This is a genomic window from Paucisalibacillus algeriensis (genome assembly GCF_000577245.1).
Lineage (GTDB): Bacteria > Bacillota > Bacilli > Bacillales > Amphibacillaceae > Ornithinibacillus.
In genome coordinates this window covers 406124-433105 of record NZ_CBYO010000022.1, presented here as the reverse complement: position 1 = coordinate 433105, position 26982 = coordinate 406124, and the positions used below count along the sequence as shown (strand labels likewise).

23 protein-coding genes are annotated in these 26982 nt (G+C 36.1%); 15 read left to right on the top strand and 8 right to left on the bottom strand.

Features of this window, described 5'->3' with window-relative positions; translation table 11 throughout:
* Nucleotides 1-13 precede the first annotated feature (13 nt).
* From TY11_RS18280 to TY11_RS18270, 3 genes are all read left to right on the top strand, one after another.
* Nucleotides 14-961, top strand: coding sequence for an acetylxylan esterase (locus TY11_RS18280; protein ID WP_052345896.1), 948 nt, complete (start codon nucleotides 14-16; stop codon nucleotides 959-961).
* Nucleotides 962-1011: 50 nt separating this feature from the next.
* Nucleotides 1012-1518: an HXXEE domain-containing protein gene (locus tag TY11_RS18275; protein ID WP_042149641.1), complete on the top strand. Its 507-nt coding sequence runs from the start codon at nucleotides 1012-1014 to the stop codon at nucleotides 1516-1518.
* 715 nt (nucleotides 1519-2233) lie between these two features.
* The gene (locus TY11_RS18270) at nucleotides 2234-4135 is read left to right on the top strand and encodes an endonuclease MutS2 (protein ID WP_042149637.1); all 1902 of its coding nucleotides are present in this window, start codon (nucleotides 2234-2236) and stop codon (nucleotides 4133-4135) included.
* A 71-nt stretch (nucleotides 4136-4206) separates the two neighbouring features.
* On the opposite strand, the gene TY11_RS18265 is transcribed toward TY11_RS18270, so the two are convergent.
* Nucleotides 4207-6465: an ATP-dependent DNA helicase gene (locus tag TY11_RS18265; RefSeq protein WP_042149633.1), complete on the bottom strand. Its 2259-nt coding sequence runs from the start codon at nucleotides 6463-6465 to the stop codon at nucleotides 4207-4209.
* A gap of 123 nt (nucleotides 6466-6588) precedes the next feature.
* Nucleotides 6589-7716 (bottom strand): CAP domain-containing protein, encoded by a 1128-nt coding sequence (locus TY11_RS18260; RefSeq protein WP_052345895.1) that lies wholly within the window; start codon nucleotides 7714-7716, stop codon nucleotides 6589-6591.
* A 378-nt stretch (nucleotides 7717-8094) separates the two neighbouring features.
* Here TY11_RS18260 and TY11_RS18255 point away from each other — a divergent pair, with 378 nt between their 5' ends.
* The 6 genes from TY11_RS18255 (at nucleotide 8095) to TY11_RS18230 (ending at nucleotide 14392) form a co-directional block, all read left to right on the top strand.
* Entirely contained in the window at nucleotides 8095-9294 is a 1200-nt protein-coding gene (locus TY11_RS18255; protein ID WP_042149629.1) for a sensor histidine kinase, read from the top strand.
* A complete protein-coding gene (locus TY11_RS18250) occupies nucleotides 9230-9862 on the top strand; it encodes a response regulator (RefSeq protein ID WP_042149626.1) in 633 nt (210 codons plus the stop codon). Before TY11_RS18255 ends, TY11_RS18250 begins: the two co-directional genes overlap by 65 nt.
* Nucleotides 9863-9991: 129 nt before the next feature.
* Complete coding sequence (locus TY11_RS18245; protein ID WP_042149623.1) at nucleotides 9992-10924, top strand: daunorubicin resistance protein DrrA family ABC transporter ATP-binding protein; 933 nt, start codon at nucleotides 9992-9994, stop codon at nucleotides 10922-10924.
* Between the two features lie 15 nt (nucleotides 10925-10939).
* A complete protein-coding gene (locus TY11_RS18240; protein ID WP_042149619.1) occupies nucleotides 10940-12199 on the top strand; it encodes an ABC transporter permease in 1260 nt (419 codons plus the stop codon).
* On the top strand, nucleotides 12199-13296 hold the full coding sequence (locus TY11_RS18235) for an ABC transporter permease (protein WP_042149615.1): 1098 nt from the start codon (nucleotides 12199-12201) through the stop codon (nucleotides 13294-13296). Before TY11_RS18240 ends, TY11_RS18235 begins: the two co-directional genes overlap by 1 nt.
* Nucleotides 13297-13417: 121 nt before the next feature.
* Complete coding sequence (locus TY11_RS18230) at nucleotides 13418-14392, top strand: quinone oxidoreductase family protein (protein WP_042149612.1); 975 nt, start codon at nucleotides 13418-13420, stop codon at nucleotides 14390-14392.
* 98 nt (nucleotides 14393-14490) lie between these two features.
* Here the strand turns inward: TY11_RS18230 and TY11_RS18225 are convergent, their stop codons facing one another.
* Nucleotides 14491-14730 carry a hypothetical protein gene (locus TY11_RS18225; RefSeq protein WP_042149609.1) on the bottom strand — a complete coding sequence of 80 codons (240 nt, stop codon included), beginning with the start codon at nucleotides 14728-14730 and terminating at the stop codon, nucleotides 14491-14493.
* 243 nt (nucleotides 14731-14973) lie between these two features.
* Between TY11_RS18225 and TY11_RS18220 the strand changes: the two genes are divergently transcribed.
* Both TY11_RS18220 and TY11_RS20725 read left to right on the top strand, forming a co-directional pair.
* Complete coding sequence (locus tag TY11_RS18220; RefSeq protein WP_042150435.1) at nucleotides 14974-15363, top strand: YkvA family protein; 390 nt, start codon at nucleotides 14974-14976, stop codon at nucleotides 15361-15363.
* Nucleotides 15364-15516: 153 nt separating this feature from the next.
* The gene (locus TY11_RS20725) at nucleotides 15517-15660 is read left to right on the top strand and encodes a hypothetical protein (protein WP_197025118.1); all 144 of its coding nucleotides are present in this window, start codon (nucleotides 15517-15519) and stop codon (nucleotides 15658-15660) included.
* Between the two features lie 244 nt (nucleotides 15661-15904).
* On the opposite strand, the gene TY11_RS18215 is transcribed toward TY11_RS20725, so the two are convergent.
* Both TY11_RS18215 and TY11_RS18210 read right to left on the bottom strand, forming a co-directional pair.
* Complete coding sequence (locus TY11_RS18215; protein WP_042149606.1) at nucleotides 15905-16210, bottom strand: DUF3892 domain-containing protein; 306 nt, start codon at nucleotides 16208-16210, stop codon at nucleotides 15905-15907.
* A gap of 16 nt (nucleotides 16211-16226) precedes the next feature.
* On the bottom strand, nucleotides 16227-16421 hold the full coding sequence (locus TY11_RS18210) for a gamma-type small acid-soluble spore protein (protein WP_081755985.1): 195 nt from the start codon (nucleotides 16419-16421) through the stop codon (nucleotides 16227-16229).
* Nucleotides 16422-16501: 80 nt separating this feature from the next.
* Here TY11_RS18210 and TY11_RS18205 point away from each other — a divergent pair, with 80 nt between their 5' ends.
* Nucleotides 16502-17398, top strand: coding sequence for a DMT family transporter (locus tag TY11_RS18205; protein WP_042149600.1), 897 nt, complete (start codon nucleotides 16502-16504; stop codon nucleotides 17396-17398).
* A 373-nt stretch (nucleotides 17399-17771) separates the two neighbouring features.
* Here the strand turns inward: TY11_RS18205 and TY11_RS18200 are convergent, their stop codons facing one another.
* On the bottom strand, nucleotides 17772-19016 hold the full coding sequence (locus TY11_RS18200; RefSeq protein ID WP_052345894.1) for a putative glycoside hydrolase: 1245 nt from the start codon (nucleotides 19014-19016) through the stop codon (nucleotides 17772-17774).
* A 198-nt stretch (nucleotides 19017-19214) separates the two neighbouring features.
* On the opposite strand from TY11_RS18200, the gene TY11_RS18195 reads away from it, so the two are divergent.
* Nucleotides 19215-20183 carry a cation diffusion facilitator family transporter gene (locus TY11_RS18195; protein ID WP_042149597.1) on the top strand — a complete coding sequence of 323 codons (969 nt, stop codon included), beginning with the start codon at nucleotides 19215-19217 and terminating at the stop codon, nucleotides 20181-20183.
* 11 nt (nucleotides 20184-20194) lie between these two features.
* Here TY11_RS18195 and TY11_RS18190 read toward each other — a convergent pair whose 3' ends face one another.
* The gene (locus TY11_RS18190) at nucleotides 20195-22195 is read right to left on the bottom strand and encodes a putative bifunctional diguanylate cyclase/phosphodiesterase (RefSeq protein WP_042149594.1); all 2001 of its coding nucleotides are present in this window, start codon (nucleotides 22193-22195) and stop codon (nucleotides 20195-20197) included.
* Between the two features lie 347 nt (nucleotides 22196-22542).
* Here TY11_RS18190 and TY11_RS18185 point away from each other — a divergent pair, with 347 nt between their 5' ends.
* Complete coding sequence (locus tag TY11_RS18185; protein ID WP_042149591.1) at nucleotides 22543-24213, top strand: sensor domain-containing protein; 1671 nt, start codon at nucleotides 22543-22545, stop codon at nucleotides 24211-24213.
* A gap of 216 nt (nucleotides 24214-24429) precedes the next feature.
* Here the strand turns inward: TY11_RS18185 and TY11_RS18180 are convergent, their stop codons facing one another.
* A complete protein-coding gene (locus TY11_RS18180; RefSeq protein ID WP_042150428.1) occupies nucleotides 24430-25533 on the bottom strand; it encodes an NAD(P)/FAD-dependent oxidoreductase in 1104 nt (367 codons plus the stop codon).
* Between the two features lie 166 nt (nucleotides 25534-25699).
* Here TY11_RS18180 and TY11_RS18175 point away from each other — a divergent pair, with 166 nt between their 5' ends.
* Nucleotides 25700-26632, top strand: coding sequence for a manganese-dependent inorganic pyrophosphatase (locus tag TY11_RS18175; protein WP_042149587.1), 933 nt, complete (start codon nucleotides 25700-25702; stop codon nucleotides 26630-26632).
* The last annotated feature ends 350 nt before the right edge of the window (nucleotides 26633-26982 follow it).

Below are 26982 nucleotides of genomic sequence, written 5' to 3'. Positions count from 1 at the left end.
GTAGGTGAATGATTTGCAATACATCCAACAAACCATGAAGGAACTAGAATCCTATTTCCCACAACGCAATCTGAAACAGGATTATGATGAATTCTGGGACCGTACATTGAAAGACGCGCGAAAACGTCCACTAAATGCAAATTTGAGAGAATTACCTTACCCTATCAAACAAATTCAAGCATACGAACTGACCTATCACGGATTTGATGACACACCGATACATGCTCATTATATCCTGCCAAAAAATCACCAAAGTGAACTTCCTTGTATCATCTTTTTTCATGGTTACATGGTAAATAAGGGGTCCATATCTGATTATATGAAGTGGCTTATTCAAGGCTATGCAGTGATTGCAGTGGATTGCAGAGGACAGGGGAAGAGTGGAGATTATTCGCAGTATTCCTCTGATGGACTTGGAACCTGGGTAACGAAAGGAATCCTTGATAAGGAAGAATATTATTACCGGAAAGTATATGTTGATGGTGTTCGTGCGATAGACTTTGCTTGTTCACAACCTGAGATTGATGCTGAGCGGATCTGTGTCATGGGAGGTAGCATGGGCGGCGGTATTACGTTAGCTGTAGCGGCACTACATGATAGTCCTAAGCTTGCTATTGCAGATGTTCCGAATATGTGTGATATACCATTGGCGATGGAGCAGAAAATGGAAGGTTCACTAACATATGTAGAAAGCTTCCTGCACCGTTATCCTGAGCATATCGAGTTGATTTATGATAATCTTACCTATTTTGATAATTTAAATCTATCCGAGAAAATCACCTGCAAAACAAGGATATCACAAGGACTGAAGGATCTTATCTGTCCACCGAAGGCAACTTTTGGTGTTTATAATCTACTGGAGGCACCAAAGTCGATTGAAATCTATCCCTTTGCAGGGCATAATATGCAATTTGAAGAACATATGGATAAGACACTTCAATTTGTGAATGAGAATTTATAGAGTTGTAGTCTTTGTTATATAATAATACATAGATTTTTGGAGGGGGAAGAATGGATATTACGATATTGATGGTATCTTTTCTAATTATCTTTATGCTTCATAATTTGGAGGAGATTTTTACAATTGAAAAATGGCATAAAGAAACGTATCCTCGGATTAGTAATAGAATTCCGTCTTTTATTCAGAAGGAAATTAAGCAGTTTAATGATATTACATCCGTACAGTTTTCTCTAGTTGTTTTTGTATTGTCAATTGTTGTCTCTGCTTTGATTTTAATTGCCTTAATAACCCAACACTATTTTTTGTTTTTGGGAGTAGCTATACCTTTTGCATTAAATATATTTACACACCCATTACAGTCTTTGTATTTGAGATGTTACACTCCTGGGGTCTGGACAACACTGCTACTCATAATCCCTTATAATATTTTACTCTTCTATCATTTCTATAAAGCCGGTCTTCTTAATTTGGAAATGATTATTAGTTCATTAGTAGTGATGGTCTTTCTAGTACCAGTTTTTCTTCTCAGTCATAAAATCGGAGGGAAATGGGGTTGATTCTTTAAAGGGGTGTTTTCGAGCGATAGTAAAGGATTATACAAAGATACAATTGTTGAGTATTTCGATGATAAAACTGAGGTATTAAACAAAAGAGTCTACAAAGTAGAAACGGAGATTGAACGATTGAACAGACAGTAAGGAATTTTACAATCCATACTGTCTTTTAGTTTATAGCTCATAACTAACTGGAAATCTAAGTGATGCATAAGGGGCGGTTCTCGTGCTTTCATTATGTGAAAAACATATCAACTTCACTTTTTTATTAAAGCATAGTATAATAATTACTGTTAATTAGATTTCAATGAATAAACAAAAAAATAAATAGAGGTGCTTTTTGTGAGTGCGGTAGGTTCTAAATAGGAATAATTAAATGAAATAAATTTGATGACAAAAAGGGGTTTTTATAGTCTTCATACCCTTAGTTTTGTCATGGGTTTATTTCAATACTATGAAGATACCTACAATACTTTATAAAGCGTGTAATGATTATGAGATAGCTATACTTTTTGATGGCTTATTTCATTGTATATGCATATTACACAAGCCTTGTAAATGTAAAGAAAGCTGCGGTATCCCCGCAGTTTTTTTGTGTTTACTTTTGTGAAAGAAGCAAAAAAACCATGACATGACATTTATAATTAAACTTCATTGGGATCTAATGTGGAGGTATCTTCATGTATGATAAAAATAATCATAGTGAGGAGCATGGAAAGTGAATCAGATGACTTTTGAAAAGTTACAATATAACGAGTTAAAAGGAATAGTTAAATCTTATTGTGTAAGTGGATTAGGGAAAAACATGATAGATAAATTGGGACCTAGTTCAAGTATGGAAGTTGTTAAAGATCGTCTAAATGAAACGACTGAGGCACGAGCGATATTAGATGCAGTAGGAAATATGCCATTCTTCGGAGTTTCCAATATTGAATATATCATTCAAAATCTCGAAAAAGGCATGATTCTAGATCCGAGTGAATTGGTTAGTGTATCGGATTTTTTAAGAGGTTGTAGGAAAATTAAAAAGTTCATGCTGGATAAAGAGTTCTTTGCACCAGTCATAGCATCGTATGCGAGTTCAATGTCTGAATTCAAAAATGTTGAAGAAGAGGTTGAATTTTCAATCAAAGGAAATAGTGTTGATTCAAATGCAAGTAAAGAATTAAGACGAATACGAAGAGGTATTGAATCAGCTGAAGAGAAAATTAAAGAGCGCTTAAATAAATTTTTAAATAATAGTGCTAATAAAAAGTATATTCAAGAATTCTTTATTAGTAAGAAAGACGATCGATATACAATACCAATTAAAGCTTCATATAAAAATCAAGTTTCAGGAACAATTATTGAAGTTTCTTCTAAAGGATCAACAGTTTTTATTGAACCGAATACAGTTACAAAATTAAACGGTGAACTTGCAAGACTGAAAGCTGAAGAAGCAATAGAGGAATATCAAATATTAGCTGCTTTATCAGGAATGATCTTAGAGAACATTTATGAAATCAAGATTAATCTGGATCTTATTAGCCAATATGATATGGTGTTTGCAAAAGCGAAATTTAGCAAACATATTGGTGGAATGGAGCCAAAATTAAATGATCATGGATATATAAAATTAGTCAATTGCAAACATCCACTTTTAACAGGAGAAGTTGTACCGATAAATTTTGAAATTGGAAAAGACTATCGTAGCTTGATTATTACAGGACCAAATGCCGGTGGGAAAACGATTGTACTGAAAACGATTGGATTATTAACATTGGCGGTAATGTCTGGTTTTCACATTATTGCAGATAAGGAAACTGAAATTGCAGTATTTGAAAACATCTTTGCAGATATTGGTGATAATCAAAGTATAGAAAATGCTCTAAGTACATTTTCATCCCATATGAAAAATATTTCGGAAATAATGAGTTTATCTAACAATAATTCACTTTTACTATTTGATGAAATAGGAAGTGGTACGGAACCGAATGAAGGTGCGGCGCTAGCGATTTCGATTTTAGAAGAGTTTTATCACATGGGATGTATTACAGTGGCAACAACTCACTATGGTGAAATTAAACGTTTTTCAGAGATACATGTTGATTTTATGAATGCTGCAATGCAATTTAATAGTGAAACATTGGAACCGCTATATAAATTAATGATAGGAAAATCAGGGGAGAGTAATGCCCTTTGGATTTCTAGAAAAATGAATGTAAGAGAAAATGTATTACAAAGAGCAAAATATTATATGGAAAATAAAGAATATCCTTTGGAACGTGTAAGTGAGGATAAGATAAGGAAGCCAAAGATCTCCAAAGAGAAATCTAAAGTGGAGTATGAATATAAAAAAGGGGACCGAGTGAAATTATTGGACCACCATGACTTCGGAATTGTATATGAGGAAATGAATAATTTCTATAATGTTATTGTATTCCATAATGGAGATTTCATAGAAGTAAATGTCAAGCGACTTACCCTAGACATACCAGCGGTGGATTTATATCCAGAAGGATATGATCTAGAAACGCTATTTATCGATTATCATACTCGAAAAATGGAGCATGATATAGAGCGTGGTTCAAAAAAGGCACTTCGTAAAATTCAAAAAGAAATTAGAAAGAATAGAAGTTAAGAGAATAGGGACAGAGGGTCAGGTTTATCGTCCCAGTTGGGACAACAAACCTGACCCTCTGTCCCGCTTTATTAATCAACAACTGTGTAATGCTGCCATTCATAAGGTATTAGTGTCTGGTACTTATTCTGTAGAAATCGATCATCTACCAATGCTATTAATCCAGTATCAGAGTCCGAACGAATAAGTCGGCCACCAGCTTGGAGTACTTTATTCATTCCAGGATAAACATAGGCATAATCGAAGCCATTCCTTCCAACCGATTGGAAATAGTCTTTCATTATATTTCTCTCAAAACCAATCTGTGGCATTCCAACCCCAACTACAATAACACCTTGTAATCGGTCTCCTTTTAAATCCACACCCTCTGAAAAAATTCCACCAAGGACAGCAAAACCTACCAATCTATCGGCTCGTTTCGACTTAAATTCTGCCAGAAAATCTTCTCTTTCTACTTCTGACATTCCCACATCTTGAATAATCGTACACACGTCTGGATAATGAACGATAAATTGTTCATATGCATCTCTCATATATTGATAGGAAGGGAAGAAGATTAAGAAATTTCCATCCTTCTTATCTAACACATTTTTGAAAAAGTGTACCATTGGAATCATGGTATTTTCTCTATCCCGATATCTCGTTGAGAACGGTTGTATAATGACTTCTACATTTTCTCTCGCAAAAGGTGATGGGATGGAGATAACATAATCATCAGGTTGTCCGCCAAGTAAATCTTTATAATACCCTGCAGGTGTTAATGTTGCTGAAAAGAATACTCTAGCCCGAAAACCTTTTCCCATCTTTAGAATTTGCTCTGATGGATCAAGGCAAAATAACTTCATCTTCACTTCACTCTTATGGACCTCTACATAACTGACAAATTGTTCATTGTACAATTTAGCAATTTTTACAAAGGTTTGAGCGGCAAAATACGTGTCTAGCAATAATTCGTGGTTATTACGTACTAGTTCTACCTCAGCCTCCATGATGAACGTTTCGAGTAATTCTACTAGTTCCTTATCTAAGTCCTTACGCAAGTACTCCTCAGACTTCTTAACCTTTAATAAGTGTTCATTGATGGCTTTAGCCGAATTTGCAATAGGGCTATTAAACTCTCTTTTCAACTGCAAAAAGTTGGACTTATAAATTTCAGCAGAATACATTTCTCTGGCACGATCAACTAAGTTGTGTGCCTCATCCACTAGTATTGCGGTTTTCTTCTTCTGATCTTCCATCAAACGCTTCAACGATACTCTCGGGTCAAAAATATAATTATAATCACAAATGACAGCATCCACTGTATAGGCCAATTCTATAGAAAATTCAAATGGACAAACCCGATGCTTTCTAGCGTACAGTTCGATAATGCTCCGATTCATCATCTTTTCATGCTTCAAAATATCAATAATCGCTCCATTTATTCGGTCATAAAACCCATCTGCGAATGGACAATTTACACTGGTACAAATAGTTTCCTCTTGAAAGCAAATTTTATCTTTGGCAGTTATGGTCAGAACCTGAATATCTAGACCGTGATCAATCAATAGTCGAAATGCTTCTTCTGCAGCTGTTCGCGTAATTGTTTTTGCAGTTAAATAAAACATTTTCTCCAGTTTACCTTCTCCAATTGCTTTGACAGTAGGAAAGATAGTTGAAATTGTTTTACCAATCCCTGTGGAAGCACTTGCGAATAATGTTCTTTTATCTACAATGGTTTTATATACTGCACCTGCAAGTTTCCGTTGACCTTCACGATAAGTTTTAAATGGAAATTCCAGTGTTTTACTTGTCTTATTACGCTTTATCTTCTGCGTTATCTTCACTTTTAAAAATGCAGCATATTCCTCGATCACTTCATAGACGAAGGATTTCATTTCCTCATACGTCATCACACGTCGAAATTGCTTTTGTTCCATTGTTTTTACTTGTACATAAGTAAGTTGAATAGTCATTTGTGATAAATCATGGTCTCCGGCATAAATATATCCATAAAAAATAGCCTGAGCCCAGTGCACTGGATGCGTATCCTCCTGAACCTCATCCAAAGAATGTACCGTGGACTTTATTTCATCGATTGTGATTGAGTCTCCATCCTTAAGCAATCCATCACAACGCCCATCAACTCGAACAACGAAGTCTTCATAAGGAATTTCTGCATCGACAAAAACTTCCTTTTCATCTTGTTCACGATAGCTTTTTTGGATTAGTTGATGGATTCTAGTTCCTTCGGTCATGGTAGAAGACGTACGAAAACCAGACTCAATACTGCCGCTTCGATACACATATTCAACTAAATTTCTAACTGAGATTTTCACTACGTTCGTCATCATATCACCTAACCATAGTATAACAGTTTAGAAGGGACAAAGGGTCAGGTTTATCGTCCCAGTTGGTGGGACAATAGACCTGACCCTCTATCCCGGGACAACAGACCTGACCCTTCGTCTCATTTACTTCATCAAGAAATTTTCTGTGTAAAATGGTTGGTTATCTGAATTAAAAGCAACCCCCACCGCTAAAGATTCAAATTCAGTTTTTAATATGTTTTCCCTATGACCAAGTGAATTCATCAGGCCCTCGTGAGCAAAGATACTACTTGGTTGACCTGTTGCGAGATTTTCACCTGCGGCTCGGTATGATATCGCATCATCTGCCATCCGATCAAAGGGAGATTTTCCTTCTAAGTTTTCGTGACTGAAATAATTGTTTTTTGCCATGTCTGCACTATGGTCTTGAGCTGTTTTGCGTAGGGGTTCTTCCCAGGAAAGAACCGGTAGTCCATGATTTACTCTAGCAGCATTGGTTAGGTCAAATAATTGATATTCTAGGCCTTCTTTTAAGTCAGAATTTGGCTTACCAAAAAATGCTTTTTTCTCTTTTTCAAGTTCTGCACTAATCATTTGAATGGCTGTTACAGTATTATTTTCATGGATATCATAAAAAATCGTGACATAATTGTTATCAATCAAGAAAGTGTTGTACTCTTTTGTATCCTGCACTTGATAAAGGATTCGTCCTTTTCGAATGGCTTTAATTGGATCATCTAAAGTAGACAATACTTCATCTCTTGTACTATTAAATGTTATTCCTGCTGTAGAAGTTAATAAGTCTTGATTTGTATAAAGTCCAGCTACTTGATCGGAGGAATCAAATGCTACCATTAGAAAGTTATGGTAGTTTTCATGATAGGTAACCCACTCCACACCGTATTCATTTAATGTGGAACGCTTCGGCTCGCTAAGTTGTTTTTCTACCTCAGCACGCGTATCTCCTATTTCAATATTATAAACGGAAAATGTTTGTTCCGTTGGTTGTTGTAAATTTGGAGCATCAGGTACAGGAGTTGTTGGTGTGTCATCCTGTTTGTCTTTGGAGAACTGATTCCAAAGCAGTTCAATTTCTTGTTTGATGGTATCAATGGTTAGAGCTACACTAGGATTCTCTTTTATTCCTTCTATATCACTTTTCATTTCATCGATCGTACCTGAGAATCCCGATTTCTGAAATGCTTCCCCGTAAAAATGCCAAAGCACACCGAGTAGCAACAAGAGAAAGAAAATATGTCTTAGTTTTGGCATTGTTTTTTCACCCTTCATTCCCTAGATTTGTAGACTATTATAACATTATGCACAAAAATGAAAGTGGATAGTAGTTTTTCTCATCCAATTTTATCCCAATTTTATATAGAATCGTACATTGATTAGGAAAGGTGACAAAAGTAACTATTATGTCTTGAAAAAATAATGCCACCAAAGCATGTTTAGTTTCTATTATAAATATAGAAAGGTAGTGTTACATTCCTTATTTTTATACCACAGGACTATCCCAATATTATCCAGTATTGATACAATGAGCATAGTACTTCAATAATAGGAGGTATAAAAAGGCCGGGGGACCTTCCCCCCACAGTGCCGTTTGTATGGTAAAATATTGTAAGTAAGAAAGGGGCAGGAAAAATGAGGTCTTACTGGTTATGGTTACTGTTCAATATAATAGTTTGGCCATTTGCTCTTCTATATTTTAACCAAAAGATAGATAATATGACTCTTAAGCTTCTTGGAACGGCACTATATTTTACAATTTTTTTCATTACCCCGTTATGGAAACAGAAACCAAAACCTTTACTATTCCTATTAGGGATGAATGGAATCATTGCAATTCTTACTCTCTATCCTATTAATGGGGTAGCATTTAATCCATACCTTCTACTCATCTTAACCCTCGTGATTGCGGAAGGTTTTTATTACTTGAACTTTAGAGACAGCTTGTTACTGGCAATATTTATTTTCATAAGCATTCTAGTAGCTTCCTTCAACATGGAACTACCCCTATACATACGAATATTTATTTCTCTTTATTGGATTCTTTTCATTGCAGCAATGCTAGTATATAAAAAAACAAAAGGACAATCAGATGATTTGGAAGCTCGATATGAAGCGCTACTTAGTGAATATCGAAGTCTCAAACGAAGAAGAGTATCGGATGATGAAGTCACCAGACAGGAAGAACGAATGTTGATTGCTCATGAAATCCATGATTCAGTTGGACATAAACTGACTGCTCTCCTCTTGCAGCTAGAAGCATTTCGGCTTGATGTATCTGAAAAGGATAAGGAGCACGTTCAATCGCTAAAATGGCTTGCTAGTGAGAGTCTAGAGGAAACTAGACGGGCAGTTAAATCACTTAAAACGAGTGAAACGGGAGGGCTCCCAGGAGTATTACGATTAATTCGCAAATTAGAAATGGAAAGCTTTATGCGGATTCACTTTTCTGTGAAGCATGGTGCTTCTACGGCTCCACTTACTGGTGAACAGGCTTTTGTCATTTATCGTTCCGTTCAGGAGGCACTTACGAATATTATGAAGCATAGCACCTCAAGGGAAGCAGAGATTATGTTTGAGGCACCGGGTGGGAGTATTTTTCGTTTTGAAATTAATAATCCCATTACCGAACATCAACAGTATCAAGAAGGATTCGGTCTAATTTCCATGCGGGAACGATTAGAACGATTCGGCGGAGATTTGGAAGTCTTTCAAACAGATGAACAGTTCATTATTAGGGGCTATTTTAAAATAGAAATGGGGATAGATCATGGTTCGGATATTACTGGCAGAAGATCAGGTGATGGTAAGGCAGGGCCTGAAAAAAATGATTGAGTCCGATGAAGAGATGAAGGTAACCGGGGAAGCAAATCATGGAAAAGAGGCAATTTTACTTTGTGAAAAACAGTCCTTTGATATTGTTATTCTCGATATTCGTATGCCTGTAATGGATGGAATTGAGGCAGCCAAAGTCATTCACTCCAGATGGCCCAATACGAAAATATTAATATTAACAACATTTGATGATAATCAATACGTTTTGGAATCATTAAAAATTGGCGTGAGTGGGTATGTGTTAAAAACAGGAGATACGGAATCCCTGCTTCGCTCCATTCGAAGTGCCTTAACGGGAGGACTATCGATAGAAGATCATGTCGCAGCAAAAGTAATGCCTATTCTGTTGAAACAGGAGGAAAATAAACAACCTGATCCTACCTTAACACCACGGGAAAGGGACATATTAAAGTGTATAGGTGAAGGATTAAGTAATGGTGAGATTGCCGAAAGACTTGCTATATCCATTGGTACCGTGAAGAATAATACAAGTCAAATTTTAAACAAACTCGAACTAAGGGATCGTACACAACTTGCCATCTATGCCATTCGCCATAATTTGGTATAAGATTAGTAAAAATGATGAAAGTAACGGTTATTAGGAAACATCGTGACTGAAGATAGTGGTGACGTTGTTTCTTTTTTTATACATTAAAAAAGGATAAACGAATTTGAATTATAAAAGGAGTGTACTAAGATGCTCGAAACGATAAAGCTTAGTAAAACATTTAAAGAGAAAAAAGCAGTGGATGAAATTGATATGTATTTGGATGAAGGGGAATCAGTTGGATTACTTGGACCAAATGGGGCAGGTAAATCTACCACAATATCGATGATTTCCTCCTTGTTAAAACCAACATCAGGGGATGTAAAGTTGAATGGGAAAAGTACCATTAAAAACCCTTCAGAGATTAGAAAAGTGCTAGGGGTTGTTCCACAGGAAATCGCCTTATATGAAGAACTTTCAGCATATGAAAATCTGAAGTTTTTCGGGAAGATTTATAAAGTAAAAAAAGAATTATTAGAAATTCGTATTCAAGAAGTGTTAGAAATGGTGGGTCTGAAAGATCGACAAAAGGAGCTAGTTAAGACCTTTTCAGGTGGAATGAAAAGAAGGGTTAATATCGCAGCAGCATTGTTGCATAAACCAAAGATTCTCATTCTGGATGAACCGACTGTTGGAATTGATCCACAATCTAGAAACCATATCTTGGAAACAGTGAAGAAGTTAAATGAAGAAACGGGAATGACTATTCTTTACACGAGTCATTATATGGAGGAAGTGGAGCAATTATGTAATCGAGTGTACATTATGGATCATGGTAGAGTAGTAGCTTCCGGGAGTAAATCGGAGTTATTGAGTATATTATCGACAGAGGATACGATTCAAATTCAGCTAAGTAAAAAGAGTTATCCATTGCTTGAAAGTATTAAAGGAATGGAGGCTGTTCGTCGTGTGGAAGAAACAAATGAAGGAATTCGTGTTATTTCGAAAAAGGGCAGTAATATCCTTTCTGACTTAGTACATGCTGCAGAAAAGGTAGATATTCAAATTATCCACTTTCAAATGGAAGATCCAAGTCTAGAAGACGTGTTTCTCCATTTAACAGGGAAAACATTGCGAGATTAAGAGAGGAGTAATCATATGGGCTCATTTTTAAAAAAAGATTTACTCGTATTTTGGAGAGATCGTAAAGAAGTTCTTATTGCTCTTTTACTTCCTATTATTCTCATTGTTGTATTAAATGTAGCTTTATCTGGTTTGTTTACGGATGATGGGGAATCAATGGACATTCAGGTAGGAATTGTAGAGGAGGACAATTCTCTAGAGGGACTTGAGCGATTTGAAGAAGCAGTAAATGAAATGGATTTAGACCAGGCAGAAAAAGAGGCCATACTTCAACAAACGTCTGTTTTTAATCCTAGTGAAATGATTATCAGTTTTTTTGACAATCCGGAAATAAAGCAAGTGATTCATACGAAAAACGTGAGTGAAGCAGAAGCTGTTGAGTTGGTAGAAGAAGGAGATTTGCATGCCTTTGTAAGGATTCCTGAAGGTTTTACTTATGCCATTCTTTCTTCGATCATGTTAGACGAAGAAGCGGACGTAGCCTTATCAATTCAAGCGGAAGAACAATCGAATGAGCTAAATACACTACAAAATATGATGAACAACTTTATTGAATCGATTAATTTAGAACTTGCTCTTGGGACCATAGCGGAAGGTGAAGCACAGGAACCGCTACTTCCACAAGGGGGAAGAGAAGTAATTGAAGGAGTAGAAACGTATAGTTTTACCCAATATATTACCATTGCAATGAGTACTCTATTTGCCTTATTTATGGCACAGACATTAGCAATGAAAACCGTCACCGAAAAGAGGGAACGTGTTTTTAATCGGATTATTTTGACAGGAAGCCATCCATTCCACTATCTAATGGGAAAAACACTAGCTACATTTATTCTTTCTTGGTTACAAATCATTATCACGTTCACAATAAGTCAATTATTGTTTGATGTGTTTCCAGATAAATCTCTGGAATTTTGGATTGGTCTACTAATCGTTATTACTGCATTTGCTCTTACTATTTCGGGGTTAACTGCATTATTTACAAGCATAACCTTAAATTTACAAGACACCAATGCAGCAAGTGGAATTTTTTCCTTGATTATTATGTCAATGGCTGTCCTTGGCGGAAATTTCACTCCCATTCAAATTCTACCAGCCTTTCTTCAACGTATTGGAGAATGGACACCAAATGGTTTGTCACTGACAGTGATACTGGAATGGATTCAACTTAATAATTCTGGGAATTTAGTAATACCAATGGGCATTCTTTTTGGATACTTTATTGTGTTTCTTATGTTGGGCATGGCTATTTTTCCTGGAAGGGGGCGTAACTAATGTACCCAGTGTTTTTGGCACAATGGATGAAGGATAAACGGAGACCATATCTTATTCTTTTATTTATTGGATTGAGCATTTTAGCAACTATTATATTCGGTGATATTGATCGAATTGAGCAATCTACAGTCTCTGTATACAGTACGGAACCAAATGCAGAAGAAATCGAGCAGAAATGGATAGAATTGTTAGATAACCATGATTCGATTGAATATGTATTGATGGATAAGGAAGAAGCACATGCAGAGGTCCTAGAAGGGGAAAGTGATGTTGCACTTCAACTAATGGAGAATGATTATCGCTTAATTACTGCTACTGAAATGCCAGGTGTCTTTATTGTCGAACAACATGTTCAACAAGTTTTTACAGAGGAAGCAAAGCTTGTGGCAGCGGCTGGAACTAATAGTACTTTAGATTTGAGAAAAGAAGTTGCAGAATACTTGGAATCTCCACCGTTAAAGGTACAAACAGAGTCAATAGATGGTGGAGATATAGCGAATTATGATATGGGGATGCAGCTCTTATTTGGCTTTACTCTATTTGTTGCAATGTTTACCATTGGTTTCAAAGTAAATGGAATTACAGCAGATAAAGTAAGTGGCATATGGAATCGGTTAATTCTATCTCCTGTTAGTAAGACGAATATGTATATTGGTCATTTGTTTTATAGTTTTTGTGTGGCATTTTTTCAAATGATGATTGTATTTCTCATTTTTAAGTATATATTGGGATATGAATTAGGAAATTTCGCGATGATTGTAACCATTGCTGCAGCATTCACCCTTAGTATGATTAGTGTAGCTATGCTTATTACCGGATTCGTGAAAACACCGGAACAGTTTTATATGGTTTACCCTTCTCTAATTCCGATAATTCCAGTCATAAGCGGTGTCTATATGCAACCAGGAACGATAACGAATCCTGTCCTTCAATTCATCGCAGATATCTTTCCACTTTCCCATGGGGTGGAAGCGATGATGGATGTTGCTCTATATAATGCAGGTTGGAACGATATCTTACTACCGATTGCATTAATGTTGTTGATTGGGGTATTGGCGATGGGAATTGGGATTAATATGGTGGAGCGAAGGAAATAAGGATATATTGATGAGCGCGGGGTTTCGCGCTCATTTTCTTTATTATACTAGTCCTTGTTTTTTACATATTTGATATAATAAGATTCCAAGCCAAGTACACATTTAGAGAGGGCGAAGTGTTATGAAAGCTGTCATTATAGAGAAATTTGGTGGACCTGAAGTATTAAAGTATAAAGAAGTTGCTGAGCCAACACTATCGAGTCGAGAAGTACTTATTAGAGTTTCGAAAACGAGTGTAAATTATGCAGATATCAAAAGTAGAATCGGTAATAAGGGAAATGGAAATTTTCCATTAATTTTAGGTTTAGATTTGGTAGGGACGATTGAAAAAGTAGGAGAAGGAGTGGATAATCTAGAAATAGGGCAAAGGGTAATTGCTTTTCCTAAAAATGGTTCCTATGCAGAATATGCAGTTGCTACAGAGCAGTTAACGTTTCCAATTCCAGATACAATCTCTGATGAGGTTGCTGCAGCAAGTCCGATTGTTTCGTTTTTGTCTTATATGCTTCTGAAAGATATTGGCAGGCTTATAAAAGGAGAAACAGTCCTTGTTCATTCTGCGGCAGGTGGCGTTGGAACAACGGCAATCCAGATGGCAAAACTTCTAGGAGCAGGAATGGTAATAGGAACAGTTGGAAGTAGCAAAAAAATTGATGTTGCTCTCGATGCTGGAGCAGATTATGTGTTTACATATCATGACTTTCTGAATAATACATTAGATTTAACAAATGGAGTTGGGGTTGATGTGGTCTTAGATTCCATGTCAGGTAAGGTTTCAGAGGGAAGTATGGGGTGCTTGGCTGAATACGGGAGATTAGTCCATTTTGGGAATTCAAGTGGAGAAGTTGGAAACTTTAAAACGAAGGAACTTCATGCGAGTTGTCGGTCTGTATTAGGTTTTAGTCTTGGGAATACACGTAAGAAAAGGCCATATTTGTTAAAAGAAGCGGCAGATAAAGTCATTCCGTTATTAGCTAATGGCAGTTTGAACATGGTTATTGATGCGGAGTATCCGTTGAATAAGGTTGCTGAGGCTCATCGGGTAATAGAGAATAGGGAGCATACGGGTAAGATATTGATTAATGTAGATGGATAAATTGAAAATAATAACTAAGATAAAATTAAAATACCTTCACTCCAGTAATTTGGGTGAAGGTATTTTATTTAATTACTGGTATTTGCAGCACGGGGAATTTATTTTTGCTGCTGGGATAGCTCAAGAAGTTTTTCATCGTGATCAGTTACTTTGCGTAGCAAAAAGTTTATCGTCTTTTGTGGTTCTGTTAAGTCCAAGCGAATTCCATCAATTTTAGTTTCAAGCTTGTCAAAGGGTTTGTCCATTTCGTCAAAGCGCTTGTCGAACTTTTGACCAATGTGTTCTGAATGCAATTTAAAAGCATTCATAATTTCCTTAAACATTGTTTCCTGTTCCAAATTATCTCACCTCCTTGACTATAGTATAGTTGAAAGTGTCTAAAAAACAAGGTTATTAAGCCAATCCTGTCGAAGCAAAATTTGACAAACATGGCTTTACTCATGAAACAGAAAAGATTATGATGAAATTAAGAAAACCAGTAAAGATTCGAACTTATCCGAGGTGATATAATGTTTGAAAAGTTCAAAAGGGAAAAAATAGATAATGCTCAAAGAGAAGAGATTAAACAAGAAGTGGAAGTTATGGATGAGCAAGAAATTCATATACATGGCAAGCATTATTCTGATGATAAACTATGGAAAAAGATTCGTAAGTTTGCGAAGAAGGCAGGTTCATCAGCGATTTATGCAGTACTAATCTTATATTATACGTTGCAGAAACCGGAGATCCCGGTGAAGGTTAAGGCTACTATTTTAGGAGCTCTTGGGTACTTTATCTTGCCTATTGATCTAATTCCGGACGTTGCCTTTGGAGCTGGGTTTATAGATGATTTAGGAATATTGACTGCAGCATTAATACAAGTAGCTGTTCATGTTGATGACCATGAAAAAGCAAGAGCACGAGAAAAACTAGAAAAGTGGTTTGGACAAGAAGTCGATACATCGGAAATAGATGCAAAGTTAGAGAGATAGCTTTATTTTAACGGTACCGTTGAGAGGTGCACACACCATAAAACTCCTACAGAATCGCACAGAAACGCAATCAAATGCACTGTGCGATTTTTTTTGTTGTATCAAGGTTTTCATCTAAAGAGTGTGTTAATTAAAGTTGAAAGAGGGGAAAGCATGGAATCACTATTTTTAGTTCTGATTTTTGCGGGGGTCTTCGCACTATATGACGCAATAAGGAAGGTCAATAATAACCTTCTTGAACAGACCAAGGAAATTAAAAAGTTACGAGAAGAGTTAATGCAAAACAATAATAAGTAGATTCCCTAGATAGCTAACGGGAGATCTAGCACAATAAAGGAGGTATTAGTACGAATGGGGCAACTTAGTTTAAAACGGACCTTTGTACAGGATGTCATTGTTTTCCTAATAAGAGAATAAGTAAGGTAAAAGAAATATAGGAAACTAGAACGTCTGGGAACACTATATGGTAAGTAAATTTACAATCGATTAGGGTTGTATTGGGATGTAAGCAGCCTCATAAATAAGAGACTGCTTATTAAAATTAGAATTCTGGTAAATTATCTAAGTTATTTTCCTTAATTCCATCTGGTTCGCTGCGTATGATGTCCCGTCCATACTTATGGAAAACATCTATATTGGCAAGGTTTCCAGCCTTTGCCTCATCCAGTGCAGTAATATAATCCAGCTCTTTACCTGAATCAGTTTTAAACGCAATGATATCCCCATCGTCATTTTTTCGGACGGCCACAATTTGGTCTTTAGATGTGTCCTCTTGGTTTGGGGTAGCTTGCTGTTCTCCTTGATTTTTGTATTCATTATAAATTTGTTCAAAATCTTTATCGGGCATTATGGTACCTCCTTCATTACTCTGATAAATCCTGTTGAATTTGTCTTTTTATTTCATTTGGATCTGTGTCACTATATTTTGCGGTACCATGTCCACCAGTTTGAGCTAACAAAGCTTTTACTTCGTTATAGGAAAGTCCTGATTCAGCATTCTTGCGCTTCGTTTCTTCAATATCAGTACCAGCTTTCGTAAATTTACGATTATTTTGCATGTATATTCTCCTTTCCATTCGTTATTTTGTGCTATATTATTCATTAATATGAGGTTGTAAAAAAGCAGGGGGAAGTATTCATGGGGGCAAAGGCAACATTTATTTTAGTTATGCTTATTTTTGGAAGTCTTGGTTTATTTGTGAAAAATATTGATTTATCCTCAAGTGAGATTGCTCTTTTTCGTGGGGCAATTGGTAGTGTGTTTTTAATAGCTGCAAGCTTTTTTATTAAGCAAAAAGTTAATATAAAGTTAATGTCAAAACGAAATATAGCACTACTCATACTTTCCGGCACGGCGATGGGATTTAACTGGATCTTTTTATTCGAGGCCTATCGTTACACAACAATTCCTAATGCAACACTTAGTTACTATTTTGCTCCTATATTTGTCTTGGTATTAGCACCATTTTTGCTAAAAGAAAGATGGACAATGAAAAAAGCGATTAGTATCTTATTTGCATTTATTGGTTTGTATTTAGTGATTCAACCAGGTACTGTTAATTTAAGTGGTGTATACAATCATCCAGTCGGGATTGGATATGGATTATTGGCTGCGGGACTTTATGCAAGTGTTATTTTAATCAATAAATTTATTCGAAATTTATCAGATTTTGAGACAACAATAATGCAGTTGGGCATTGCAACAATTGTTATGTTCCCATATGTTTTTCTGACCCTGGAAATGAATTATGCAGGATTAGATATGCAGTCAATCCTATTGTTAGCAGTTTTTGGAATTGTACATACAGGCATAGCCTACCTTTTATATTTTTCTTCCATGAAAAAGTTAAAGGGTCAAACAATTGCTGTATTAAGTTATATTGACCCTATTTCCGCGGTCGTATTTGCCGCAATATTCTTGAATGAAAATATGACTACTGTGCAGATGATAGGCGGAATTTTGATATTGGGTTCTACATTGATTAGTGAAATTACGCTTAAGAGGAAAGGGAGGGAAGTTGAACAGGTTTTTTAAGGTTTTTAAGCATAAAGTAATTTAAATAAACTGTGATTAGGTTATAAAGGTGAAATATAGGAAAATGATGAAAGATGCTCTTCGTGTTTTAGAAGAGAAAACACAGAAAAAAGATGCTGAGACGAGGTCTCCATGTTTTTGAAGGGAACATACAGGAAAGAGTTTATGATAAGAGGTCTCATCATGTTTTTTTAAGAGAAAATAGAAAAAGAATGATACGATATCTCTTCGTGTTCTTAAAGCAAAATTACAGAAAAAAGATGATGACAACAATACTCATGATTTTTTAAAAGGAAAAGTACTACATAAACATTATGATAACAATTTTCAATAATCACCTATGTACACCGCTGATCTCTCAGCGGTATTTAAATCATTTATAAGCATCCACGGTATAGTCATTTCCTGCATTCCATATTAAATATTGCGTAATGTTCTGGTCTTGGAGTGCTTGAATTTGTTTTTTAACGTCGGTTACGGTGTATATGCTTAAATAGTCAAAGTCTTGAACCCACGGGCGAATGACGGCAACATCTTTGCCCTTTTCTTCAAGATTCTTGTTTCGTTCTTTCGCGTCGATCATGGCTTGCAGCATGATTTCATATGGAGCACGGTCTGGATTCGGGACACCGTATGATCCTGGTGCATAGTGTGATGGGTAGGTCATCGGTGAGATGTAGTCAACATGTGTGGAGATGTTTTCCCAAACTTGACCGATGCCCATGTCGTCAGAAGCAGTCGTTACTAAACCAAATACATCTGCTGAAACATATACCGGATAGTTACGTAGTTGATTTTCTGAATGTTTTAGGAAAGCTAAGATGTTTTCAGACTTCGTGAGATTGTTTGGATTATCATACGTTACTTCTTGATCAACTTGTTTTCCTTTTTCTGGGAATCGAATATAGTCGTATTGAATTTCATCGAATCCACTATCACTGGCTTCCTGTGCAATGGAGGTGACGTAGTTCCATACTTCTTCTTTGTATGGGTCTACCCATTTCGTACCAGCTGCATCTTGCCAGACTGTTCCGTCTTTACGTTTCATTGCGTAATCGCTCATATTCTTAGCTAAAAAAGGATCCTTGAAAACAACGACACGTGCTATGGTGTAAATACCAGCGTCTTTAAAGCGTTGAATTAACTTTTTCAAGTCTTTCGTTGCTGGACCTGAATCTGAACCAATTTTGTTTGCTAATTCAATATTGGAGTCGTACGTGAGCTTTCCGTAGTCATCCTTTACGTCGATAACTACAGCGTTAAGGTTTGTGCTTTTAATAAGGTCAATATATTGTTGAACATTTTCTTCTCTAATGGAGGTTCGATTAAGGTATATTCCTCTCACATCTACTTTTTTAGGTTTTTCGGTGGCTTTTTGTTTGGGTTTTTCGACGGTGTTTTCTGATGATTGTTCTTCCTTACTAGATCCTTCAGTAGAAGAAATTTTTCTTACACGGTTATCTAAATTTTCAGTTGTACCTTTTTGGCTAATTCCTAATGTGTTGTTTTTATCGATATGATTGTCAACTCGAGAGTTGGACAGTGATTGATGATCATTTGGGGTAGTTCTTTCTGGTGTTGCTTCTTGATTTGTTGTACATCCTACAAGTAGGAACATAATAATTATGAAAAAATTTCTTTTTGCCAGGTTGATCCCTCCCTTTGTGGTTTTGTTATTACGTTGTGCTCTATCTGGCGATTTGATTCGAGTCATAAATTAGCAAAAGCGTTTGATTTTTCAAGTACATGTTAATAACAGTTGAGGGAAGAATAAGGGGAAACCTAATGGAAAAAATTAACCTTAGGGGGAATGTTTATGGGATTTATGAATCTTGTTAAAAAAGGTAATACTTCATCAGGTGTAGCTGCAATTGGAAATCTTTTTCTGGCTATTATTAAAATTATAGCTGCTGGTGTGAGTGGAAGTGGAACCATGTTTGCTTCTGCTATGCATTCATTTGCCGACTCCATTAATCAGGGGTTTGTCTTTTTCGGTAGTGTATTATCGGAAATGAAACCCTCTAAACGATTTCCTACAGGGTTTGGACGTGTCATTAATATTTTCTGTATGATTGCCGTTATTGTTGTAACGGTAATGGCATATGAGACAATTAAAGAGGGATGGCATCTTATTCAGCATCCACAAGAAGCAAGTAACTTTTGGCTTAATATCGCAATATTAGTTTCAGCTTTTTTGGTGGATGGATTTATTTTAGTAAAAGCTATGAAGGAAATAAAACATGAAGCAAAGTTAGAAACTACTGGAAACATATTTGTAACTGCTTTTAAAGGGGCAAAAAAAGCTTCACCAGCAACACGACTTGTTTTCTATGAAGATTTAGTTGCGACCTCTAGTGCTGTATTAGCAATCATTGGAATTGTGTTATCACAGTATTTTGATATCCTCCAAGCAGATGGTGTTATTTCGATATTTATCGGTATTTTAATGTTATTTGTTGCTTATCGGGTCGGTTATGATAATATGGTTGGTTTAATAGGGGTAACTGCACCAGTCGATGTGGAAAATAAAATTGCTGCAGACTTACTAGCTGATGAATCGGTTGTAGACATTTATAAATTACGTGTAATACAAGAGGGAAGAACCTATCATGTTGAAGTAACAGTTGAGCTCATAAAAGGGTTAAGCCTAGCCGACGCAGATGATATAAAATTCCAATTAACTGACAAGTTACTGCGCGAACCAGAAATAGCAGACGTAGTCCTAGGAATTATTGAAGATGACGAAAAGAAAACCTGGGTTGAAAAACAGAAAGAGAAATATTAAAAAGCGAAGAGTTAGAAGCTCTTCGCTTTTTCAAGTGAACCCTTACACCATTCTTCAAATTCATCAATTGGTATAGGTTTACTGTAATAATACCCTTGACCGAACAATTTATGGACAGACAGCATTTCAATTTGCTCTTTTGTTTCAATTCCTTCGATAACAACCTTTGTATTTATTTTCTTCCCAATTTGTATGATTGCCTCTAACAAAGAACGTACACGGTCATTTTTCAAAGAATCATTTAAAAAGGAACGATCAATTTTTAACTCATCAATCTCAATATTTCGAATCATACTCAACGACGAGTAGCCAATACCGAAATCATCAAGGGAAACACCGACACCTAATTTTCGAAGTGCTAGTATATTATCCTTGGCATCCTCATAATAAAGAAATGCGCTTTCGGTGATTTCCAGTGTTACATATTTTGGATGGACTTGTTCTTCCTTAATAATGGTTTGAACCCTCTCGATAAAATTTGGTGCCATTAGTTGTCTAGTTGAGATATTGACGGAAATAGGAAAGGATTCTAATCCATTCTTCTTAAATCGCTTAATATCGCGACATGCTTGTCGTAAAACCCACTCTCCAATTGGAATGATTAGCCCAGTTTCTTCAGCTATTGGAATGAACTCATCTGGTGGGATTCTCCCCATGTCACATTCCCAACGTAATAGGACTTCTGCACCTGAAATTCGAAAAGTTGCAATATCAAATTGTGGTTGGTAATGGACAGTTAGTTCGTTCTTTTCAATTGCTTTATGTAAATAAGTTTCTAAAATCATTTTTCGTTTCATTTTTTGATTGAGTTCATCGTTATAGAACTGGTAATTGTTTTTACCATTTTCCTTCGCTAGGAACATGGCAAAATCAGCTTTCTTAATTAATACTCCCGCATCATCTTCACAGTCAAGATTGATGCTGATACCGATACTTGGTGTGGATATAATTTCTGTTCCATCTATTTTATAAGGAGAATTCATTTTCAGTAATATATCTTTCGCAAGGTCCTCAATCTCTTCAAAATTACGACCCTCAATTAGTACTAAAAATTCATCCCCACTTTGACGTGAAACAATGTCATTCTCTCGTAAAATTGATTTTATTCTTTCTGCAATTTGAATTAATAATTGGTCACCAGCACTATGGCCAAGTGTATCGTTTACTCGTTTGAAATTATCAAAGTCAATAAACATTACTGCTAAGGCGCGATTGTATTTTCTAGCTGAGATTAATGCGGTATCTAGGTAGTTTTGGAACCAGTTTTTATTGGTTAGTCCTGTTAAAGAATCATAGTGAATTAATTGATTCATCTTCTGCTCTGCTTTAACCTGACTCGTAATGTCATAAATCACGCCATCTACTCGTGTAACAACTCCATTCTTATCCTTGTGTGGAGTTGCTCGATCTTGCATCCATCTTATGTCCCCATTGCTGTGGAAAAAGCGATATGTAATAGTTGTTTTCTTTCCAGATTTTTGCTGTTCGTGTGCTTCGAGAACGATTGCCTTGTCCTCTGGGTGGATGACTTCTCTCCATAATTCTGGGTTATCATAAATTACTTCTCTTGATACGCCGTATATTGAGGCATATCCTTCTGAAAAGGTATATTCATTTGATTCTAAATCCCAAGTCCAGAAGGAGATATCATTATTTTCAAAGAGCTTTGTCAGCTGCATTTCATTTGTTCTAATTTTCCATCCTAGTGTCCCAAGTGAAATCGCAATAAATAGGCCAATAGCATGTGTCATTGAATTATTTAAGGAAAGTTCATTTGGAGTAGTCATCAATCCCATGACTAAATATATTCCACTGAGAATCATGAAAAAGAATAATCCACCAAATAGCCCACCAAAATAAGAAAATAATGCGACCAGAATAATATTAATTGTCCAATAGAGTCCCATTGTATCGAGTGGTGTATTTGTTTCTATGTAAATGGATGTGGCTATGACAAGCGCTCCTACTATCCAAAGGAGGAGCGGAATCTTTTTTAATCCAAGTTTAGTCATTTGTATTCACCTGTCAAAATTTGTCGAAATTACCATGCTTACTTTGTAGTGTAACACAATAAGTAATAATTGAAAAATTATTATTTTGTCAATTCAATAATTTCCGTGAAATACTACGATACTATTCTTGTTCTTCTATAAAATGGAATAACTAGCAATAAGTATTTATTCCTAACTCGAAGTTTTCATGTATAATATAATGTTACAGAAGGATAAATCTACCTATTTTAATAGGCATAAAGACCTATTGTTTTTCTGGGTATAATTTAGTATTTTTTAACTAGATTTGTGTTTTTTATCGCAAGTGTACGGAATATTTAATGTCAAAAGGTAGAGTGTGGGGTTACATGATCATTCAAAAAGAACAGTTTCTAAATAATGTCCTATTAAATGGAATACAAGACATGGTTTATATCATGGAAGTATCGAAAAATGGAAACTTTGTTTATCATTTTATTAATCAAGCAGTTAAGAAATTTGCCGGTTTGACAGATGATATTATTGGGAAGACCTTACACGATGTACTTGAGAAAGAGAAGGCTAATTTCCTATTTGAAAAATATCAGGAAGCAGTTTTTACAAAAGATTGTGTTATCTATGATGACCTATATCCATCCCCGCTTGGTGAAACTAGATTTGGCGAAAATGTATTGACCCCACTTTTTGAAGAGAATAACAATTGTACACATATTGTTGCGGTTGTGAAGGATATTACTGAGAGAAGAATTGCCGAAGATGAGGCAGAACAGGCTCGAGAAATGCTACTTGAGGGAAAACAACGCTATCAATCTCTTTTTGATTATAATTTAGATGCGGTTATTGCGATTGATCAAAAAGGAATGATTATAGCAGGAAATCACTCATTAGAATTAGTTACAGGTTACAAGGAAGAAGATCTACTCGGTATTCACTACACAACACTTATTATGCTTGAGGATGTATCTAAAATAGAAGAGTATTTTGATATTGCTATAAATGGAATTCTTGAAGAGTTCAGTATTCGTATGAAAAGTAAAGATGGTAAACAAATTGAAATAATCATAAAACTAACCCCTATCATTGTCAATGGTGAAACAGTAGGGATTTATGCGATTTGTAAAGATATAACCGAGCAAATTAAGATTCAACATAAGTATACTGAAAGTAAAAATAAATTTGAGATTATCGCGGAGAATTCTGGTGACTTAATTACGATGTTAGATCAACATGGTAAGATTACGTATGTTTCGCCATCTTACCGAGATGTACTTCATGTTGATCCTATTGAATATGTTGGGCGAGATTTTTATCACAATGTTCATCCAGATGATATTACTGCTTTAATCGAGTCATTTGAACAATCAAAATCTACTGGAAAAGCATGGGTAGCTCAATTTAGACAAAAGCATCAAAAAATGGGATGGATTTGGTCTGAATTACGGGGCTCTCCAGTATACAATCATGAGAAAGTGTTTAAGCAAATGGTTGTCTTATCCCGTGATATTTCACTGCGGAAAAATTATGAGGATAAGCTGAAATACTTCGCTTACCATGACACTCTAACAGGAATCCCAAATCGTAGGTATTTTAATATCAAATTAAAGCAAGCATTAGATGCTTATGAGAGTACGGGAGAGAAATTTGCCATTATTATTATGGATCTTGATCATTTTAAGTCTATAAATGATACATTCGGCCACGATATTGGAGATAAAGCAATTTCAGAGTTTTCCTTACGTGTCGGAAAAAAGATACGTAGTATAGATACATTGGCAAGACTTGGTGGAGATGAATTTGTTCTTCTATTGCGAGGAGTCGAAACCAAAGAACAAGTAATAAAAGTAGCAGATTCTATCATTGACGCTGTCCAAGAACCATGGAAAATAGATGATGCAAAGTTTGTTACCACAACTAGCATTGGAATCTCTTTACTGAATAAGGATAAGCCTAATACATTCGAGTCCTTATACAAAAACGCTGATCAAGCATTATATGAAGCAAAAAATTCCGGGGGGAACCAATACGCGATTCAAATGTAAAAGGCAATGCGAAGGGAAAGAACCCTCAGCATTGCCTTTAGTAGTTAATCTAAGATGTGTATACATCTAACAAGTAAAATGCTAACGCCATTGCCAGAATAGTAGCAACAATCATAATTAAAACAATAAATTTTCCTTTCAAAAAACCCACCCTTTTGTTATCGAACTTACTATTTAATTTTAGAGTAGCAAATCTAGTAATTAAAGTAAATACTCTTATCCAATCGCACCACTGACAGGGTAGTCTTCTAAATCGATTTCCACTTCCTCGTCCATTGCTAGTTTCGCCAGTTGTGCACCAATATATGGTCCAGTTGTGAGGCCAGATGAACCAAGACCATTTGCAACAAGTATTCCCTCTCTTCCTGGTAAAGGACCAATGACCGGAAGAAATCCTGGAGTAAAAGGTCTGAAACCAACTCGAGCTTCGAGAACAGTACTATCAGCTAGACCTGGTAAAACGTCAAGTACTTTAGAAAGAATGTCGCGAACTCCACCTGCTGTAACTCTAGAATCGAATCCAGTGCCATTTTCATGTGTTGCTCCAACGACAATATGTTTCTCGAATGGGACAATGGATTGGCTAGTTGGAGGCATTAAGACCGGCCAATTTCTGGTTGCAGCATTTGGCATCTCTAGGTGAATAATTTGACCTTTTTGGCTAGTTGATTGGAAGTTGATTCCGACTGGTGTGAGAAATTCATGCATCCATGCACCACAAGTTGCGATGATTTTGTCGGCTTCGTAAAGCTGATTATCTACATACACACCTTGACCATCTTGGGATAATGTCGCTTTCCCCGTGATTAGTGTTGCCCCATGTTTTTCCGCTGCCCTTAATAATGCATTTCGGAATGCGCGCCCGTCTAGCCGGGCAGCTCCACTAACATGAACAGCAGAATATCCTTCTTCCACGTAAGGGATAAGTTTCCTTGTTTCTTCATTATTTAATAATGTTACTTCACCAATTTCTGGAGCTTCTTCTCTTCTTTTTATCGCTCTATCTTTCATAGCAATTAACTTTGTCTCATCCTGATGGAGGCTAAGCCCACCTGTTTTAGCATAACCATGATCGGTCTCGCCATCTTCTTCCAGTTCATTCACTATCTCTGGATAAAATCGTGCCCCGTTCTTGGCCAGTTGGTACCAGGCTTTGTTCCGTCTTTGTGAGAGCCACGGGCAGATTACACCGGCAGCAGCATCCGTCGCTTGTCCAATGCCTCTTCTATCGATTATTAATACCTCTGCTCCAGTTTTAGCAAGCTTGTATGCGGTAGTAGCACCTAAGATTCCAGCGCCAATAATAATGTACTTTTTTATCATGATTATCCTTCTTTTCTATTTTAAATTCTAACTTAACTATAAGAATTATGAGTGAAAATGTAAAATAAAGCTGTTAAATTATTCATTCGGACAAAAATTTATGGTAATCTTGTAGTTGGATATAATTGTCTAATAATGTAATACATATAAAGGAGATATTAAGATGGAAAAGACATTAGTTTTCGGTCATAAAAATCCGGATACAGATACAATCTGTTCAGCACTTGCATATGCCAACTTGAAGAATAAATTAGGTGTTCATGCGGAGCCAGCTAGACTTGGTGAAGTGAACAAAGAAACTCAGTTTGCTTTAAATTACTTCAAAGTGGAAGCTCCGGTGTTTATTGAAGCAGTTCCAGCAGATGTGAAAGATGTTATTTTAGTAGATCATAATGAATTCCAACAAAGTGTTAGCAACATTAAAGATGTTCGTATTGTTGAAGTAATCGATCATCACCGTGTTTCTAACTTTGAAACAAAAGAACCACTATACTTCCGTGCTGAACCGGTTGGATGTACAGCAACAATTCTTAACAAAATGTACAAAGAAAATGGGGTAGAGGTTACGAAAGAAATTGCTGGACTATTGCTATCTGCGATTATTTCTGACTCACTTTTATTAAAATCACCAACATGTACTGGGGAAGATGTGGATGCTGCACATGAACTTGCGGGAATTGCTGGTGTGGAGCTTGAAAAGTATGGTCTTGATATGCTTCAAGCAGGAGCTGACCTGAGTGACAAAACACCATTAGAATTAATCACAATGGATGCAAAAGAATTTGCTATGGGTGAGGCAAAAGTTGAAATTGCTCAGGTGAATACAGTAGATGCGAGCAAAGTATATGAGCTGCAAGCTGAATTAGAAGCAGAAATGGATAAAGTGATTAGCGAAAAAGGACTGGATCTTTTCCTATTTGCTGTAACAGATATTCTCAACAATGATTCTGAAGTGTTAGCTCGAGGTGCCAGCAGTGCAAGAGTTGGAGAAGCATTTGGTGTGGAGCTTGATGCAAATAACCGTGCACTACTAAAAGGTGTTGTATCTCGTAAAAAACAAATTGTAACAGCATTAACAGATGCTTTCACAAAATAATATACTATTAGGAACATCTCTGGCGATTGCTGGGGGTGTTTTTTGTTTGTGTGTTGTTTTATTAACAATTCGACTAGGAGTATGGAGAGAAAAGTGCAAGAGGAAAGTTATCATGAACAATTCGACTAGGGATATGGAGAGAAAAGTGTATGAGGAAGTTTGTCATGAACAATTCGACTAGGAGTATGGAGAGAAAAGTGCAAGAGGAAGGTTATCATGAACAATTCGACTAGGAGTATGGAGAGAAAAGTGCAAGAGGAAGGTTGTCATGAACAATTAGACTAGAGATATGGAGAGAATAGTGTATGAGGAAGGTTATCATGAACAATTCGACTAGGGATATGGAGAGA

Bases quoted from the DNA above. Each gene is read 5' to 3' on its own strand.
- TY11_RS18265 (WP_042149633.1), bottom strand. From the start codon at position 6,465: ATGACGAACGTAGTGAAAATCTCAGTTAGAAATTTAGTTGAATATGTG.
- TY11_RS18210 (WP_081755985.1), bottom strand. From the start codon at position 16,421: ATGCAAAATAATCGTAAATTTACGAAAGCTGGTACTGATATTGAAGAA.
- TY11_RS18235 (WP_042149615.1), top strand. From the start codon at position 12,199: ATGTACCCAGTGTTTTTGGCACAATGGATGAAGGATAAACGGAGACCA.
- TY11_RS18175 (WP_042149587.1), top strand. From the start codon at position 25,700: ATGGAAAAGACATTAGTTTTCGGTCATAAAAATCCGGATACAGATACA.
- TY11_RS18230 (WP_042149612.1), top strand. From the start codon at position 13,418: ATGAAAGCTGTCATTATAGAGAAATTTGGTGGACCTGAAGTATTAAAG.
- TY11_RS18200 (WP_052345894.1), bottom strand. From the start codon at position 19,016: ATGTTCCTACTTGTAGGATGTACAACAAATCAAGAAGCAACACCAGAA.
- TY11_RS18215 (WP_042149606.1), bottom strand. From the start codon at position 16,210: ATGCCCGATAAAGATTTTGAACAAATTTATAATGAATACAAAAATCAA.
- TY11_RS18255 (WP_042149629.1), top strand. From the start codon at position 8,095: ATGAGGTCTTACTGGTTATGGTTACTGTTCAATATAATAGTTTGGCCA.
- TY11_RS18195 (WP_042149597.1), top strand. From the start codon at position 19,215: ATGGGATTTATGAATCTTGTTAAAAAAGGTAATACTTCATCAGGTGTA.
- TY11_RS18205 (WP_042149600.1), top strand. From the start codon at position 16,502: ATGGGGGCAAAGGCAACATTTATTTTAGTTATGCTTATTTTTGGAAGT.
- TY11_RS18260 (WP_052345895.1), bottom strand. From the start codon at position 7,716: ATGCCAAAACTAAGACATATTTTCTTTCTCTTGTTGCTACTCGGTGTG.
- TY11_RS18250 (WP_042149626.1), top strand. From the start codon at position 9,230: ATGGTTCGGATATTACTGGCAGAAGATCAGGTGATGGTAAGGCAGGGC.
- TY11_RS18185 (WP_042149591.1), top strand. From the start codon at position 22,543: ATGATCATTCAAAAAGAACAGTTTCTAAATAATGTCCTATTAAATGGA.
- TY11_RS18245 (WP_042149623.1), top strand. From the start codon at position 9,992: ATGCTCGAAACGATAAAGCTTAGTAAAACATTTAAAGAGAAAAAAGCA.
- TY11_RS18240 (WP_042149619.1), top strand. From the start codon at position 10,940: ATGGGCTCATTTTTAAAAAAAGATTTACTCGTATTTTGGAGAGATCGT.
- TY11_RS18190 (WP_042149594.1), bottom strand. From the start codon at position 22,195: ATGACTAAACTTGGATTAAAAAAGATTCCGCTCCTCCTTTGGATAGTA.
- TY11_RS20725 (WP_197025118.1), top strand. From the start codon at position 15,517: ATGGAATCACTATTTTTAGTTCTGATTTTTGCGGGGGTCTTCGCACTA.
- TY11_RS18220 (WP_042150435.1), top strand. From the start codon at position 14,974: ATGGATGAGCAAGAAATTCATATACATGGCAAGCATTATTCTGATGAT.
- TY11_RS18275 (WP_042149641.1), top strand. From the start codon at position 1,012: ATGGATATTACGATATTGATGGTATCTTTTCTAATTATCTTTATGCTT.